This window comes from Nitrosospira briensis C-128 (genome assembly GCF_000619905.2).
GTDB classification, from domain to species: domain Bacteria; phylum Pseudomonadota; class Gammaproteobacteria; order Burkholderiales; family Nitrosomonadaceae; genus Nitrosospira; species Nitrosospira briensis.
On record NZ_CP012371.1, the window covers coordinates 590061 to 606857 of the forward strand.

The window sequence follows — 16797 nt, forward strand, 5'->3', positions numbered from 1 at the left end:
TGAAAAGCGCATTCGGTTTTCAATGTTCGCCGGTAACGCTTCAAGTTTTCCGGACGACTTCCCCCCCGACGCAAACCAGTGTTCCGGCGATGACCTCGTCTTCACGGTTCAGGTTGAATTCGCCGGTCTTCGGATCAAGCATCAGATTGAGAAAATTCATCAAATTACGCGCGTACAGTGCGCTGGAATCTGCCGCCACCAATCCCGGCAGGTTGGCGATACCGACGAGATGCACGCCATGCTTCACCACAATCTTGTCCAGTTCCGACAAGGGGCAGTTGCCGCCCGCCTCTACCGCCATATCAATGATGACCGATCCCGGTTTCATGGCTCGAACGGTTTCTTCCTTGATCAATACCGGTGCGGGCCGGCCGGGAATCAATGCCGTCGTGATGATGATGTCGGCTGCCGCGGCGCGCTGATGCACCAGTTCACCCTGGCGCCGCTTGTAATCATCGGACATTTCCCGGGCATAACCGCCAGCGGTCTCCGCCTGCGCCTTTTCTTCCTCGCTTAGCGGAACCTCGACAAATTTGGCACCGAGGCTTTCCACCTGTTCTTTGGCCGCCGGCCGCACGTCGAACGCCTCGATCACGGCACCCAGCCGTTTGGCCGTGGCAATGGCCTGAAGGCCCGCCACGCCCGCGCCAAGAACCAGCACCCGTGCCGCCTTGACGGTACCTGCCGCAGTCATCAGCATCGGGAAGAATTTCTGATAGACGTTGGCTGCCATCAGTACCGCCTTGTAGCCGGCGATATTTGCCTGGGAGGACAGCACGTCCATGCTCTGGGCACGGGAAATGCGCGGCAATTTTTCCATCGCAAAGGCAGTGAGGCCATGACGAGCGAGCGCTTCAATGCCCTCGGCGTGATGCGGAGAAAGTAAACCCAGCAGCACCGCATCCTTGCGCATCAGCGCCAGTTCGTCAGGGTCCGGGCTCCTCACTTTAAGCACTATTTGGGATTGACCGTACAGCTCCGCCGCGCTGGCCACGATAGTCGCACCCTCCGCCTGATACGCCGCATCCGGTATGCTCGCGCCGGCTCCCGCGCCAGACTGTACCAGAACAGTATTCAGACCTTTGGCGGTAAATTTCTTCACCGTTTCCGGTGTGGCCGCGACGCGAGTCTCTCCCCCGCGAATTTCCGCGGGTATGCCTATCTGCATTGCTAATCTCCCTTATTTTTTTAACGTGCGCTATTCTTCAGCAAACTGAAACCGGGCCGCTGGTACTTCTGTTCGGCCCCTGTTCGTCACGAAGCTCGGATTATAAATGAACCTGCGCTGGATGCACCGCCTGGATCAAGGAAAAAAGCGCATCCCAGCAACCGTTTCTGCAGAGTCGGAATCAAATGGTTTTGGAAAAGACCGCTGGAATCCCGTTTTGCAGGACAGACAATGGTCCTTTTTGATGCTCGACTCCACAGGAACTTCAGGCACTAACCGGGTTCACTTTTTTCAAACAATGTGTAATCCACCGGGTGGTAAGCTTTTCCTGGACACTGTTCTGGCGTAAACGCGATGCCAGACCGCCGAAGTCAACCTGATCAAGTGGTTGATCCTGATTGAAGCATGAAAATACATAGGTAATCTCACCCGTTACCGGATCTTTATGAGGTTGCAGACATTGCGCGCAAATCTCTTTCATCATGCACTGCATGGGCGAATTGATGGAGCCGATCGCGAAATGATCTGTTTTCAGGTAAGGCCGAAGCTTGTTATGACGTGCCGCTCCCACCGCCGCCATCATCCGGTCGGAGCCGATGGCAATGATACGGTCGGCGTCCGACAATCGAACTTTCTGAGGACCCAACGCGCCGCTTCCATAAGCGGCCATCGCTTCCACAATGTTACCGACATAACTGAGATCGCCCGGCCGTGAGGGTTTGAAACCGGGAGACTCGTCACAGCACCACACCACTATGTCGGCTGCCGCCTCGATTTCCGCTACTTTATAGCGGTCGATCAGTTTCTTGTAACCGGCAAAATACAAAATTTTCGATCCTGCGGCTCTTGCTGCCGCACCAATTGAAAACAACACCGCGTTACCCAGGCCGCCACCCACCAGCACAACGGTTTCATCAGGCAGAATTTCGGTTGGGGTACCGGTGGGACCCATCAGGACTACTGGATCGCCAGGGCTGAGCCTGGCGCACAAGTCTGCCGATCCCCCCATTTCCAGGGCAATCAGCGATACCAGTCCACGGGACACGTCGACCGAGGCTCCCGTAAGGGCAATGCCCTCCATCGCCAGTTTCGTATCGCCTGCGGTAATGGCGAGTGTTGCAAAGTTCTGGAAGCGGTAGAACTGGCCAGGATGAAAGCGTTCCACCGCCATCGGCGCATGCACGACCACTTCTATGATATTTGGAGTAAGCCGCTCGACCTTGTGCACCGTGGCGCGTAACTGTCCATTCATTTCGGCAAAAAAGAGCCAGGCCGGTTTCGTGGATGCCGGAGCCAGACGTTCAAGCACGCCGCTAACCACGGGATAACCCTGCTTGGCGCTGGACATCGCTTTTACGACGTTGCCGGAATAGGAAGGATGCAAATCACCGAAGAAGCTGATGAAACGGCCATCTTTATTACGGCTCATCAGTACGCTGGCCGTTTCAGGTTTGGGGTTCGCCCGCGGCGGGCTGACCGGATCGCCATTTTCGTCGCAAGCGGCGAAATAACGGCCGTTCAGCTTGAAGTTCTTATCGTCTTCTCTGGCAAGTACGGTATTGGGCTGAGTACCGGCCGCAACCAGAACGGCGCGGGCCGGCAACACGGTCTCTCCTGTTTTTTGCCATGATCCCGTTTCATCCAGAACCTGTATCGCGAACTGCACCGCTTTCGCATGTTCCCATTTATCGGTATCCACTCGCACGGGCGTGAGGCCCTCGGCAAACCATATACCTTCCTCCAGCGCCTTTTCGACTTCTTCGTGATTAAGCGTATAGGAGGGGCTATCGATGAGCCGCTTGCGGTAGGCAATGGTGGCGCCCCCCCAGGATTGAAGCAGTTCCAGGACGCGCGGTGCCCGTCCTTCCTTTTCCGCTTCCTCGCGCTCTGCGCGAATAGCGCGCGCGTGGCTGAGAAATTCCTCGGCAATCACACGCTCTTCCTCATCCCATGCGGCACGTATCGCGGCATCCCCCTGCACAGCGGTCAGAATTTCGTAACGACGCAGAAATTTGTCTACCTGCACCGGATAATAAGCCAGCGCTTCGGTAGCTGTATCGATGGCTGTCAGTCCTCCGCCGATCACTACCACTGGCAAGCGCAGCTGCATATTGGCGACCGAATTAACCTGAGCCGCGCCGCTCAATTGCAACGCCATCAGGAAATCGGATGCGGCGCGAACCCCTCGCGCCAGCCCGTTGGGCAGATCAAGTACCGTCGGCCGCCCCGCCCCCGCCGCAAGTGCCACGTGATCGAACCCCATGGCGAAGGCGTCATCGGCGGTAAGCGTACCGCCAAAACGAATACCGCCAAAAAGCGCAAACTCCTCTCGCCGCTCCAGAAGCAAACGGATCAGCTTGAGGAAATTTTTATCCCAGCGCACGGTGATGCCGTATTCCGCAACCCCACCAAATCCTCCCGGCATGCGCTCATCCAGATCCTCGGCAATTTCGTCGGCGTTCTGGATGGCTCTGAATGGAACATGTTCTCCCTGCTGGTTTACCCCGCAAATTTCCGGTGACAACGGTTCGATCTTGAGGCCGTCGACGCCTACCACGGTATGGCCGTCATTCATCAAATGGTGCGCCAGGGTGTAGCCTGCAGGTCCCATGCCCACGACAAGCACCTTACGGCCTGTCGGCGCCCTGGGTACCGGTCGACGCAGATTGAGCGGATTCCATCGGGTGAGAAGGCTGTATATTTCGAAGCCCCAGGGTAGTTCCAGTATATCCTTGAGCGTGCGCGTTTCAGCCTGGGGAATATCGACCGGTTCCTGTTTCTGGTAAATGCAGGACTTCATGCAATCGTTGCATATGCGGTGGCCGGTGCCGGCGCACATGGGATTGTCCACCACAATCATGGCAAGACCGCCGATTGCCACGCCTTGCGTCTTGAGTTTGTGAAACTCGGAGATACGCTCTTCCAGCGGGCAACCCGTTAGCAGGACACCCAATTGGCTTTTCTTGAAAGAGGGAATTTCATCGGGTGTTTTCGCCTTTTCCTTCATTCCCTTCGAGCAGGAATCCTTTCCTTGTTCGTGGCACCAAATGCAATAATTTGCTTCATCCAGCGCCCCCACCAGATCGGTTCCCTGATCGGTGAGCGTAAAACCTTCCCGGCGTCGTATATGATGCAGCTTATGGACGGTATAGCCCGCAGTGCTATCGGTATCCGTCGACAAAAGATGCAGAAAATCGAGCTTGGCCGGCGCCTTGAATAATACTCCATCCCGGTTACGCTCTCGCCCTGCGGGTGTCTTCAACGCCCAGGCCGCATAGAGCAAAGCAGTCTTCAGATGTTCTTCGTTCGCGGCTTCATCCAATAACCATTGGGTGACCTTGCCTGCAAAGGCCAACTCGGAGAAAGGCGCTTCGAATTCGGCAACCAGTTTCTCTTCCAGCGCAATCCCATCCACCGCCGCTGCTTCCGCCTCGCTTACCTTGCTCATCGCCTTGCGTTGAACGAATTGTCTTTTGCAGGAATAAAGCGGAGCAAGCTGATGGTGACGGGCGGCAAGAGCACTGACCTCTCTCTCGATACCGAACAGTCTGGCAATGAAATCTTCCATCCACGGCGCCACCTCGATCAACAGAGCCGCTTCCGCTTTCCGGTCCAGGCTATCGGGATGAGCACGAGCATGATCCAGACGAACGCGCAGCCCGGCTTCTCCTTCATGCAGAAATTCCAGGAATGCCTGATCCAGACGCACAAGCCCTTCGCGGCGATATAGATCGGCAAAAGCCATGCCGAATCCAAGCACGGGAGAAGGTGCGGCATTTTCCGGTACAGGGTGGCGCGCCAATTGTAAACTTGTCATGATAAAGTCATCAAAAGTAAAAAGTGAATCAAAAAAGAGACGAAAAAACTATCTGATAAATTGTTAGAGCGTAACCGTACAAAAAGTTTTGCAGCACCTAAAAACCCTTCTCATCTTGTGCTTTTACATGGCCGAAAAATACAAAAGCGGCAAGGCTTCCTCTCCACCTTGTCCGCCCCTTTTCAGCATAATGGCTCCGCGCACTCAAGCGGCCCTTTGCGCAGCACCATCAGAATCGATTGAAACTCCCGCTAATCTTTTGCCGGGCAGATCATGCCTGCAGCAACGGTATTGTTGTTGACTTCGTCAATGACGATAAAACTGCCCGTAGCATGGTTACGCTGGTAAGAATCGTATGCCAGAGGCTGCTGTACTTTTAGCGATACGCGTCCGATGTCATTCATTTTCAAACTATCGACCGCTTCATGATTCAACGTATTGATATCGACACGATACTCTATTCGGGATACCACCGCTTTTACGGTGCGCGTAGTGTGTTTGATGAGGTATTTGCGCCTCGGGTCCAGGCTCTGCTCAGACAACCAGCACAGCATCGCTTCAAACTCTTTCCCAACCCGCGGAACGTCTAGCGTTTTAACCAGCATATCGCCCCGGGAGATATCCAGATGGTCTTCAATAGTCAGCGTTACGGACTGTGGCGCAACCGCATCGTCGACATTTCCGTCATAAGTGACAATCTCCTTGATACGCGAGGTCAACCCGGAAGGCAGAACCTTCACCGCATCACCAACACTGATGAATCCGGATTCGATGCGCCCCATGTAGCCCCGAAAATCGGGTAATTCCTCAGTTTGCGGCCGGCATACCCATTGCACCGGAAACCGGAAATCCTGAAGATTGATGTCGTGGTCGATGGGAACACTCTCCAGCAAATCCATCAGCGCCACGCCCTTATACCAGTTGAGCTTATCTCCACGCTCGACCACCATGTCGCCGTTCAAGGCAGACATCGGGATGTATGCGATGTTACTCAGCTTGAGTCCTGCGGCGAAAGCCGCGAAATCCTTGCAAATTTGCTCGAATACGTCTCTGGAATAGTCCACCAGATCCATCTTGTTGACCGCCACCACCAGATGAGGGATGCCGACCAGGCTGGCGAGGTAGGCATGGCGGCGCGACTGGGTAAGCACACCCTTGCGCGCGTCGATCAGGATGATGGCGAGATTGGCCGTGGAAGCGCCCGTCACCATGTTGCGCGTATACTGTTCGTGGCCCGGTGTGTCGGCAATGATGAATTTGCGCTTGGGCGTCGCAAAGTATCGATAAGCCACATCGATGGTAATACCCTGCTCACGCTCCGCTTGCAGGCCGTCGGTGAGCAGCGATAGATCGACGCTTTCCATTCCGCGCCTGCTCGAAGTATGGGTGATGGCGCTCAATTGGTCCTCGAAAATGGACTTCGAGTCATGCAGCAGGCGCCCGATCAGCGTGCTTTTGCCATCGTCCACGCTCCCGGCGGTGATGAAACGTAACAACTCGCTATGATCGAATGAAATACTATCAATGGCTGACATTTAACCTAAATCCGGTAGTTGGACGGGGTGAAGTGTACGGTTTTTGGGGTGCAGGGCAAGACGCAACGACGCGGAATGGTCGTTCCATTCCAAGGAGTTGCAACGCAGCCATGTGCCCCAAAAACTGTGCAATTCACCCCGTAGCGACGTCACCCGGAAGGTAAGCGTCAAATAATTTAAAATATTGTTATTAATCATGATACTGATCTATTAAATAAGCGGTCAACTACCGGGTTTAGGTTTAATACTCTTTTGGAATTCTGGTTTCCGAAATATGCCGGCAATCACGCCGGTGAAAGAGAAGGTCGGGTATTACCGACTTTTTACAAGGCTGAATTCTTGAGAAAAGCGGTATCACAACCTCATGAGCGGAAAGATACGCGTCAGAAATAACCCTCTTTCTTGCGCAGTTCCATCGATGCGTCCGACGTCTGGTCGTCCATGCGCGTGGCGCCGCGCTCGGTAATTCGCGTAATCGCGGTTTCAGCAATGATTTCCGTCACGCTGACTGCGATGGACTCCACCGGGCAGGTGCAGCTCATATCTCCCACCGTCCGAAAGCGCACCATGAGATTTTCCACTTTTTCACCTTCCTTGAGCTCAACCAGGTGAGATACCGGCAGAAGACCGTTACCCCGCCGGATGACATCGCGTGTATGGGCGAAATAGATGTGAGGCACTTCCAATTTCTCACGGGCAATGTATTCCCACACATCCAGTTCGGTCCAGTTGCTGATGGGAAACACGCGAATATTTTCGCCTGGATGCACGCGAGTATTGTAGATGTCCCATAATTCCGGCCGCTGGTTCTTCGGGTCCCATTGACCGAATTCGTCACGGAAGGAAAATATGCGTTCCTTGGCCCGCGCCTTTTCCTCGTCGCGACGCGCCCCGCCGATACAGGCATCGAAGCCGAATTCAGCGATGGCATCCAGTAGCGTCACTGATTGAAATGGATTGCGGCTCTGGTTCGCCGAACGCAATACCACTCTTCCCTGCTTGATGGAATCATCCATGCTGCGCACGATTAAACGTTCCCCCAATTGCTTGGCGCGGCGATCGCGGAACTCGATCACCTCGGGAAAATTATGGCCGGTATCGACATGCAGCAATGGAAATGGAAAACGCCCTGGCCGGAAAGCTTTTTCCGCCAGACGCAGTAGTACGATGGAATCTTTCCCACCCGAGAACAGCAGGGTCGGATTGGCACATTCGGCTGCAACCTCGCGCATGATATGGATGGCTTCGCTTTCCAGTTCATCCAGATGACCCAGATGCCTTGCAGGGGGGCATTCAAGCGCCGGCCCCTCACTCTCCATGACAAGATCCGGAACGGGAGCAGCAAATTCTTGTTTATCGTTCAATATGAGATCCATCAAGCATTCCTCACGGTTTCACAAGCGTGGACTTGGCAGGCGCCCGGCCCATGTTCTTTCTTATCCAAAATTCTGGCTCAACCCGGCGCGGGTAGATCCGTCGTCCCGCCAAAAGCCGTTGTAGCGTTGTTAATGCGCCGTTTGTCCGGATGCAAACCACACTCCTTGTTTTCCGGGTCTTCCCACCACCAGCGGCCGGCACGCACATCTTCACCGGGCGTAATGGCACGGGTACAGGGCGCGCATCCGATGCTGGTGTACCCCTTGTCATGCAATAGGTTGTACGGCACATCGAACTGTTTGAGATAAGCCCAGACGTCGGACAGGCTCCAGTCCAGCAACGGGCTGATTTTTTGTAAACCATTGCCGGTATCGAATTCCGATACCGCCATATCCTTTCTGGTCAGCGCCTGATCGCGGCGTACACCGGTGATCCATGCGCGCTTGCCACTCAATGCACGTTTCAGCGGTTCCACTTTACGCATATGGCAGCATTTTTTACGTAACTCCACGCTGTCGTAGAAACCGTTGGGCCCGTTGCGCGCGATATAGGACTCCACCGCGGCGGATTCCGGAAAATATACCGGCACATGAATGCCATAACGATCCGCCACCTTTCTCATAAGACTGTAGGTCTCTTCAGGCAGGCGTCCGGTATCCAGCGTAAACATCGCGATATCGGGATAATCCCGCGCTATGAGGTCCATCAACACCATGTCCTCAGCACCGAAACTGCTAGCGAAGGTGGCCGGCGCATAGTCTGCCTGCGCGTCATCCAGCAATGCTCTCACTTCCGCAATCTTGTGATCCAGGCTCATATTACCGGCTCGGTCCGTGCATCAAAATTTATCAGGCCATGACGGATGGCTGCGCTGCCCCGGATGCCGGCGACTTGGCTGAGGCGGAGAGCGGAAACGGTAGCGCGCCCGTCAGATCAAGCTGGCGATCGAAACTCAGGCAAAACTCTGCAACCTCCATTGTCCAGGCATCCAGTTCAGAAAACCATCTGGTCAGATCATCGTCGTTCAACGCCTCGGCCGGGCGCGCAAAATCCTCCGCAAACTGGGCTAACGCTTTGGCCAGGCGCGGCTTGGTAGGAAATACCCGGCGCAGCTCTTCCGCCTGTATTTTCAAATCTTCATGCTTCTGGCCGCCGAGTAACTCAGCCAGACCCTGGCCGATCAATCGGGCCATTTCCTCGGCGCACTTGGCCGAATCCTCGAATTTTCGCTGAAACTTGAGCGCATCCCGGTAATTCCGCTCATGAGCCGCTTCAAAGAAGATTGTGCCGATCTTCACCTGGCTCACGCCGGCGCACTCGCCCCCGCCCAGTTGCAACACCTTGAAATCGTTGCTGTTGCCGTGATCGCGCAGGACCGACGCCAGTTCTTCCGGCTTGACTTCCACCAGGTCCGCCAGTAAATCGGCGAAATAGGGTTTATCCATCCGGTGTGCCCAGGAATAGAATGTTTCGCCCGACTCACGGTTAGTATCAAAAGCGGACTGCACTCGCTCGATTGCCTCTTCGATGCGCGCCGTGGGTATGGACGGTCCTTTAAACGCCAGCGCGCCACGCGCCATGGCATTGCCGCCGAAATGCAGCTGATAATGCGGCACGAGCTTGCCGTGCATGCGCTTGCCTTCGCCGTATATGCCAATATCTCCAGCCTCGGGCTGGGCGCAACCGTTATGACACCCCGATACACGCATTTTCAGGTCATGCTTGCCGCCGCTTAGTTTGGGTCCGAGAATCGTGCTCGAAGTTATCCCCAAGCGGCAAGTCGAAGTACCGGGACAAGCCACCACATCATCGCCCGTCTTCGGCACGCCCAGGCCCAACGCGGCCAGTGCTGCACGCAAGGGTTCAATTTTAGCCTCCGGCACATCTGTCAGAAACATGTTCTGATCCTGGCTGGTACGAATGTCAGGCAACTCTAACGTTTCGCAGATATGAGCCAGGCCACGCAAATGAGTCACACTCAGGTTACCCATTGGCACACTGATCGGAAATACGTAATAGCCGGGCTGTTTTTGCGCGAAAATATGACGCGGCGCACCGAGACCGGGAACCTCGCTGTCGACACTACCATTACTCCATTCGCCTTTCGGATAGTCCAGGGTGGCCAGTGCCGATTGAGTGCGCGACAACTCCTCACGGTATTTCTCGACAAAACCCTCGGGACCAAATTTATCCACCAGGAATTTAATTCTTGATTTAGCACGCTTAACGCGGTCGGAATAACGGTTGTGCAACTGGATGACCGCTTCCATCACAGGCAGCAGGTCTTTTTCTTCAATGAATTCTTCAATGACGATCGCTTCACGCGGCTTGTGCCCAAGGCCGCCTCCGGCCACGACCTTGAAACCGAATCGGGAACCATTACGTACGGCGATAACGCCCAGGTCATGCATCATGCCTTGCGCACAGTCGGATTCACAGGCAGACAGGCTGATCTTGAACTTGCGCGGCATTTGTTGAGTCAGCGGATTTCGCAGCAAATGCTGGACCGTACCCTCGAGATGCGTCGTGACATCGACATTCTGGCGAGGACATACGCCAGAGAGCGGGCAGGTCGTGATATTGCGTATGGTATTGCCACAGGCCTCACGGGTCGTCAATCCAGCTTCGGCCAGGTGGTACAACACGGCCGGCGTCTGCTCGAGCGGCACGTAATGCATCTGGATATCCTGGCGCGTAGTGATATGGACGACGTCATGGCGCGAGTAATTCTCCAGCGCACTGGCGATCTTTCTCAATTTCGGTGCACTCAGGCGTCCTCCCGGAAGCTTGATGCGCACCATATTGACACCTTCCTGCCGCTGACCATAAATCCCCATTTGCAGGCGACCCGCGGTAAAACGCGCGGCATCGATATTCAGGTCCCGATACTCCTGTACCGACTGGCCATACGAATTGATTTCCTCATCATTAGCGAGGTGATCCAACAGACTCATCTTATATCCTCCACAATTTATGGCTATCCGCCTGACGCCACAAGAACCCAAAAATGGATTACGTACACGGCAGCATATTGGTCCAACTCTCCACTGATTCGGCACTCCGCCCGGATTTCGGACAAGGTGATATTCAAGCCGCCGAGTGAACCAAAATTCGCTGCTTCTTCTTAGCTCCCGCCTATCAGATCTGTCAGGACGCCCTGCTCGGCAGCGCAATCGATGTCATATTGCATCGTATTGCGTCTCGAGGGCGACATAATAGCAGGAACATATATATCGCGAAAGAATATTATGTTAGATTAACATAACCAAATCTTATTTAGACCGAATATATGAAATTGCAACAATTGCGCTATTTATGCGAAGTCGCCAATCACGGCCTGAATTTATCCAAAGCGGCGGAATTCCTGCATACCTCCCAACCCGGGATCAGCAAGCAGATCCGTCTTCTGGAAACCGAGCTGGGGGTCGACATTTTTGTGCGTAACGGCAAGCGCGTGGTTGAAACCACGCCGCCGGGACGAGCGATTCTGGAAATTGCCGAAAGAATGCTGAAAGACGCAAAAAACCTGAAACAAGTGGGTCAGGAATTTGCTAACGAAGCCAGCGGCTCTCTTACTATTGCTACAACCCACACTCAGGCACGGTATGCACTTCCCTCCGCCATCAAGGATTTTACCTTACGCTACCCCAAGGTGAAATTAATTTTGCGCCAGGGCAACCCGACGCAGATTGCGGAACTGGTCAGTTCAGGCGTAGCGGACATCGCCATCGCCACTGAAGCGATCGAGCTATTCAATGAGCTGGTGATGCTGCCGTGCTATCAATGGAACCGCTGCATTGTCGTCCCGCCGAGGCATCCGCTGCTTAAACTCAAGATGTTGACATTGGAGGCCATCGCCGCATATCCGATTATTACTTACGATTTTGCTTTTACCGGCCGCTCGAGAATCAACCAGGCATTCGATGCAAAAGGGTTGGTTCCCAATGTTGTGCTGACGGCGATAGACGCGGATGTCATCAAGACTTACGTAGAACTGGGATTGGGCATTGGCATCCTGGCGCAAATGGCGTTTGAACCCAAGCGCGACAAACACCTGAGGTCTATCGACGCGAGCCATCTCTTCGAGCCCAGCACGACGCGTATAGGCATAAGCCGCAATAGTTATTTGCGCGGATATGTTTATGATTTTATAGAAATATTTTCCCCTCATCTTGATCGGGCGACAGTGACGGCCGCGATGATGGAGCGTTCATGAGCATGATGATGCCGCCAACGGGCGATATAATGGCAGCAAATTTTTGTAGAATTTGCTTATGAATGCGATCAAGCCGCTACCCGACCTGCTCATCAGCCAGATTGCGGCCGGAGAGGTAGTGGAGCGTCCCGCCGCGGCACTCAAGGAAATGCTGGAGAATAGCGTGGACGCGGGATCGACCGAAATCACCGTGCAACTTTTCCAGGGTGGCATCAAACTGATCCGGGTAGCGGATAACGGAACAGGAATTTCCAGGAATGATCTGCCGCTTGCGCTTGCGCGACACGCCACCAGCAAGATCGATTCCCTGGAAGATTTACAAAAAGTAGCAAGCCTCGGTTTTCGGGGCGAGGCGCTGGCAAGTATCGCAGCCGTTTCGCGGCTGACGCTGGCAAGTCGCAAGGCGGAAGAAAAGCATGCCTGGCGGATAGAAACCGAAGGGGGCCGCCTGTCAACACCGGAACCCGCCGCACTTGCCCACGGTACCACAGTAGAAATGCATGATCTCTACTTCAACACCCCTGCCCGGCGTAAATTTCTAAAGACTGAAGCTACTGAATTATCCCACTGTGAGGAAGCATTCAAGCGCATTGCGTTGTCGCGCGCCGATATCGCTTTCTCGCTACAACACAATGGCACCGTACGCAACCACTTGCGTGCGGCGGACGCACGACTTCGCATCGAGGCGATACTGGGCAGTGAATTCAGCCGGACCTCGGTAGTCATAGAGGAGCAGGCGGCGGATTTGCGTCTTTGGGGCCTTGCGGCATCACCCGCCTATTCCCGGTCTTCTCGAGATGCCCAGTATTTTTTTGTCAATGGGCGGTTCGTTCGCGACAAATTGATTGCTCATGCGCTACGTGAAGCCTATCGGGATATTCTCCATCTGGACCGACACCCGGCTTTTGTCCTGTTTCTCGAAATGAATGCCGAAGGCGTGGATGTGAATGTGCATCCCACCAAGATCGAGGTGAGGTTCCGCGACCCGCGCGCACTGCATCAATTCGTCTTTCATGCGATCGATAAAGCGCTGGCATCGCCGCAACCCCCGTCTGCAGCAACTTTTCCCATAGGCGGAAGCCGGCAGGAAAGTGGTGACCAAAACGGTGCTGGCGCTGCGCCCTCCGCATTTTCAGCTTATTCGCGACAAAATACCATATCGCTTGCTCCACCTTTAGGCATCGCCCAATCACAGGCTTTTTATCCCGCCCTGTTCGGTGCCGATAGCCGCGACCCGAAATCGGCGGATACATCGGCAGCCATTGCCGGTGCCCATGCCGGTGCCGGTGCCGGTGCCGGTGCCGGTGCCGAAAAATGCGACATTCCCCCATTGGGTTTCGCATTGGGGCAACTCCTCGGCATCTACATTCTGTCGCAGAATGAACGGGGGTTGCTCATCGTGGATATGCATGCCGCGCATGAGCGGATTCTGTATGAGAAGCTAAAATCCGCACTGGATAACCATACGCTCTCGATGCAGCCCTTGCTGATCCCGGCGATATTTCATTCGGATAGCCTGGACGTTGCCGCGGCTGAAGAAAACAGCGATACTTTACAAGAGCTTGGGTTTGAAATCTCCGCACTCTCGCCTACCATGCTGGTGGTGCGGTCGGTACCGGCCGCGCTCAAGGATGCCGACGTAGTGAAACTTGCACGCGACGTATTGACCGAAATCCGCGAATTCGGCGCCAGCCGGGTACTGACCAGCAAGCGTAACGAAATTCTTTCCACCATGGCTTGCCACGGTGCAGTTCGCGCCAACCGCATATTGACCGTCACGGAAATGAATGCCTTGCTGCGTGAAATGGAAACAACGGAGCGTGCCGGCCAATGCAATCACGGCAGGCCCACGTGGTTCGAAATAAGCCTTGCGGATCTCGATAAGATGTTCATGCGCGGCAGATGAGCCTGATGCCGGCGCTGGTACGGCACCCCTGCATCCTGCCTTGGCTGGAAACTCTGGTTGCCGAATTTACTGGCGAGGGCAGGATGGAATGCGCAGAAGATCGGGAAGACCGGGCCGTTTTTTATGGAAAACTCATATGAGCTTGGGCAAATAATGAAAAGCAAGCTGCTGGGGAATATTTCGGTGGGAAATTTTCTCCGGGATTACTGGCAAAAAAAACCTTTGCTCGTGCGCGGAGCCCTGCCGGATTTCCAGGGTTTTCTGACTCGAGACGACCTTATCAATCTCGCCTGCCACGACGACGCGCAGTCGCGCCTGATAACCCGGAAGAAGGGTAAATGGGAGGTCAGGTATGGTCCTTTCACATCTCGTGTTTTTTCACGTCTGCCGGCAAAAGACTGGACGCTGCTGGTGCAGGACATCAACCACTTCCTACCGTCAGCCCGTGAATTACTACTGAAATTCAATTTCATCCCGCACGCTCGTCTCGATGATCTGATGGTCAGTTATGCCCCTGAGGAAGGGAGCGTCGGGCCTCATTTCGATTCATACGATGTCTTCTTGCTGCAGGGCATGGGGCGCAGAAACTGGCAGATCTCAGCCCAGCAGGATAAAAGGCTGGTGATGGATGCACCGCTAAAAATCCTGCAGGAATTCAGGCCCGAACAGGAATGGATGCTGGAACCCGGCGATATGCTGTATCTGCCCCCCGGCTATGCACATCATGGGGTCGCAAAGGACCATTGCATGACCTATTCCATCGGTTTTCGGGCGCCGACCTATCAAGAGCTCGTTATTCAATTTCTCGTTTACCTGCAGGATCACACCGAAGTCGAGGGAATTTATCATGATCCGAATCCTGGCTTCCAATCGCACCCGGGACACATCGGCCCGGATATGTTGCAACAGGTGGGAGCAGTGCTCAGCAAGATCACATGGGGCCCGACCGATATAGAACGTTTCCTTGGAATCTACCTGACCGAGCCTAAACATCATGTTTTTTTTACGCCGCCGTCGAATCCCGTAGCTCAGCAGGAATTCGCGTATCAGGTTAAGGAAGGGAAGCTGCAACTGAGCCTGAAAAGCCGAATGTTGTGTAGAGGCAAGAATATTTTTTTGAATGGGGACATGTATACCGCAGGCGCAGCGGCATGCAGGGTGCTTGGAAAATTAGCCGATCGCCTTGCGCTGCCAATGTCGGAAGAACTCGACGATGAGGCTCTCTCCCTGCTTTACCCGTGGTACCTCGATGGTTATGTCGAAATAGCAAAGGTATCGGCGAACCCGGCATAATTTCATTAACCTATAGGCTACCTGAGGGACGGGCGAGCTTACCCGGATTTTAAATTTTGTAACTGATGGGAGAGTCGTGTGGGCCATCAAAATTTACTACTCTGTAGAGAGGTAAAAACTTTCGGTCAGCATTCCGTCAAATGCCTGTAAGGCTCGCCCATCGACGATTTGACGCTATTTCCTGGGGTTGTGAGATGCAACGACTAGACAACATTTCTGAATTCTGCTATTAAGATAGTGGCTATTAAAATGGTCGTTTCTTAGATTTGAATGGCCGAAACGCTCGTATAATTTATTTGTCTAAACCTATAAAGGAGATTAAAAAAATGAAATACTCGCTCCTCGCCGCCGCTTTGGTAACACTGACCTTTAGCGCATGTGATCAAATGAGAGAGAAAACCCCTGGGGAAGGAAAACCGGGGCAATATCCACCCAGCCTTTGGGATAAACGTGAAGGGCAACTTAGCGATGCGGAAATTGATGCGGCGCAGAAAGAAGGCGCAGCTGAAACCGAATCAAAAAAATCCGCTGACTCGGGATATACGCCCGCCAGTCCTAAAGAGACCGATGTTAGCGGCAAACCCGTAGACTAATCGGTAATGGGCAGAATTTGATAATGCCGTCCCTCGGGACGGCATTTTTTATGGGGAAATGCTTCCGGAAAGCCCGTCAATTCACATCCCTATGGCCGGGTTTGAATGATCCCGGAGCTTTTGTTACACTACGGTTTCTCTTTGAAACTATAGGATGACTTAATGATGAAATACCTGCTCCTCGCTGCTGCCGTAACGGCATTGACGCTGACCGCTTGTGACGGCAAAAAACATCCTATGGATAAGCCGCCTCCCTCCGCCTCGGTTGAACGTGACTCAGCGCCGAATTTTGACGACCTTGATAAACCTTCGACTGACGAAGCTGCTGGAAGTCACGACGCTGGAAGTCACGATGCTGCGGGTGGCGATAATGTCAAAAAAGAAGAACCTGCCAAGTAAAAAACTGATAAAAGCTACTCTCAGCAAGGTTTTATAGATCATATATCTAGTGACTCAGTCCAAACCAGCGGATAGCAAACTCAACCATCCGTCTTGAGGGAAATTTCGACTTGTTTGGGGGTATTTTTGCTATATAATATGATTCGTCACAACCTATTTCTATTTTTATTAAGGACTCCCCGATAATGAAACTATCACTTCTTGCCGCTGCTTTGATGGCACTTGCCCTCACAGCCTGCGACAGACCAAAACAAGCCCTGCCTGAGAATTCCACCACATATGGAACCAGAACGGAAGAAGGCACGACGATGGATGAAGAGCGTGCCGCTGCCGGTACACCAGCCGAGCACACCGCTGCTGCCGCTGATGGCGAGGATGAATATTCAGGTCAAGCCGTTCTCCCCGGACACGCGCTTGATGGCAATGGCAACCCCATAAAGGAAGGTCAAAGCGCCATCCCGGCCGGTCACTAATAAAGTGCACAGGCAAAAAA

12 protein-coding genes are annotated in these 16797 nt (G+C 53.9%); 6 read left to right on the forward strand and 6 right to left on the reverse strand.

Translation table 11 applies throughout. The features are described from left to right. Nucleotides 1-40 precede the first annotated feature (40 nt). The 6 genes from F822_RS02700 to F822_RS02725 all read right to left on the reverse strand — a co-directional run bounded on the left by F822_RS02700 (nucleotide 41) and on the right by F822_RS02725 (nucleotide 10851). Nucleotides 41-1168 carry a Re/Si-specific NAD(P)(+) transhydrogenase subunit alpha gene (locus F822_RS02700; protein WP_025041968.1) on the reverse strand — a complete coding sequence of 376 codons (1128 nt, stop codon included), beginning with the start codon at nucleotides 1166-1168 and terminating at the stop codon, nucleotides 41-43. A gap of 265 nt (nucleotides 1169-1433) precedes the next feature. After that, on the reverse strand, nucleotides 1434-4985 hold the full coding sequence (locus tag F822_RS02705) for an FAD-dependent oxidoreductase (protein ID WP_025041969.1): 3552 nt from the start codon (nucleotides 4983-4985) through the stop codon (nucleotides 1434-1436). A 251-nt stretch (nucleotides 4986-5236) separates the two neighbouring features. After that, nucleotides 5237-6520, reverse strand: a complete 1284-nt coding sequence (gene cysN / locus F822_RS02710) for a sulfate adenylyltransferase subunit CysN (protein ID WP_025041970.1) — start codon at nucleotides 6518-6520, stop codon at nucleotides 5237-5239. Between the two features lie 383 nt (nucleotides 6521-6903). Next, nucleotides 6904-7839, reverse strand: coding sequence for a sulfate adenylyltransferase subunit CysD (cysD, locus tag F822_RS02715; RefSeq protein ID WP_051536769.1), 936 nt, complete (start codon nucleotides 7837-7839; stop codon nucleotides 6904-6906). A gap of 134 nt (nucleotides 7840-7973) precedes the next feature. Beyond that, nucleotides 7974-8714 (reverse strand): phosphoadenylyl-sulfate reductase, encoded by a 741-nt coding sequence (locus F822_RS02720; protein WP_025041972.1) that lies wholly within the window; start codon nucleotides 8712-8714, stop codon nucleotides 7974-7976. A 31-nt stretch (nucleotides 8715-8745) separates the two neighbouring features. Then, complete coding sequence (locus tag F822_RS02725) at nucleotides 8746-10851, reverse strand: nitrite/sulfite reductase (protein WP_025041973.1); 2106 nt, start codon at nucleotides 10849-10851, stop codon at nucleotides 8746-8748. A gap of 335 nt (nucleotides 10852-11186) precedes the next feature. On the opposite strand from F822_RS02725, the gene cysB reads away from it, so the two are divergent. The 6 genes from cysB to F822_RS02755 all read left to right on the forward strand — a co-directional run bounded on the left by cysB (nucleotide 11187) and on the right by F822_RS02755 (nucleotide 16777). Next, nucleotides 11187-12113: an HTH-type transcriptional regulator CysB gene (gene cysB / locus F822_RS02730; RefSeq protein ID WP_025041974.1), complete on the forward strand. Its 927-nt coding sequence runs from the start codon at nucleotides 11187-11189 to the stop codon at nucleotides 12111-12113. Between the two features lie 58 nt (nucleotides 12114-12171). After that, nucleotides 12172-14019, forward strand: coding sequence for a DNA mismatch repair endonuclease MutL (gene mutL, locus F822_RS02735; RefSeq protein WP_025041975.1), 1848 nt, complete (start codon nucleotides 12172-12174; stop codon nucleotides 14017-14019). A 153-nt stretch (nucleotides 14020-14172) separates the two neighbouring features. After that, nucleotides 14173-15312 carry a cupin domain-containing protein gene (locus F822_RS02740; protein WP_025041976.1) on the forward strand — a complete coding sequence of 380 codons (1140 nt, stop codon included), beginning with the start codon at nucleotides 14173-14175 and terminating at the stop codon, nucleotides 15310-15312. A gap of 326 nt (nucleotides 15313-15638) precedes the next feature. Next, nucleotides 15639-15905 carry a hypothetical protein gene (locus tag F822_RS02745; RefSeq protein WP_025041977.1) on the forward strand — a complete coding sequence of 89 codons (267 nt, stop codon included), beginning with the start codon at nucleotides 15639-15641 and terminating at the stop codon, nucleotides 15903-15905. 162 nt (nucleotides 15906-16067) lie between these two features. Next, the gene (locus F822_RS02750; RefSeq protein ID WP_025041978.1) at nucleotides 16068-16304 is read left to right on the forward strand and encodes a hypothetical protein; all 237 of its coding nucleotides are present in this window, start codon (nucleotides 16068-16070) and stop codon (nucleotides 16302-16304) included. A 185-nt stretch (nucleotides 16305-16489) separates the two neighbouring features. Further along, the gene (locus tag F822_RS02755; RefSeq protein WP_025041979.1) at nucleotides 16490-16777 is read left to right on the forward strand and encodes a hypothetical protein; all 288 of its coding nucleotides are present in this window, start codon (nucleotides 16490-16492) and stop codon (nucleotides 16775-16777) included. Nucleotides 16778-16797: the final 20 nt, after the last annotated feature.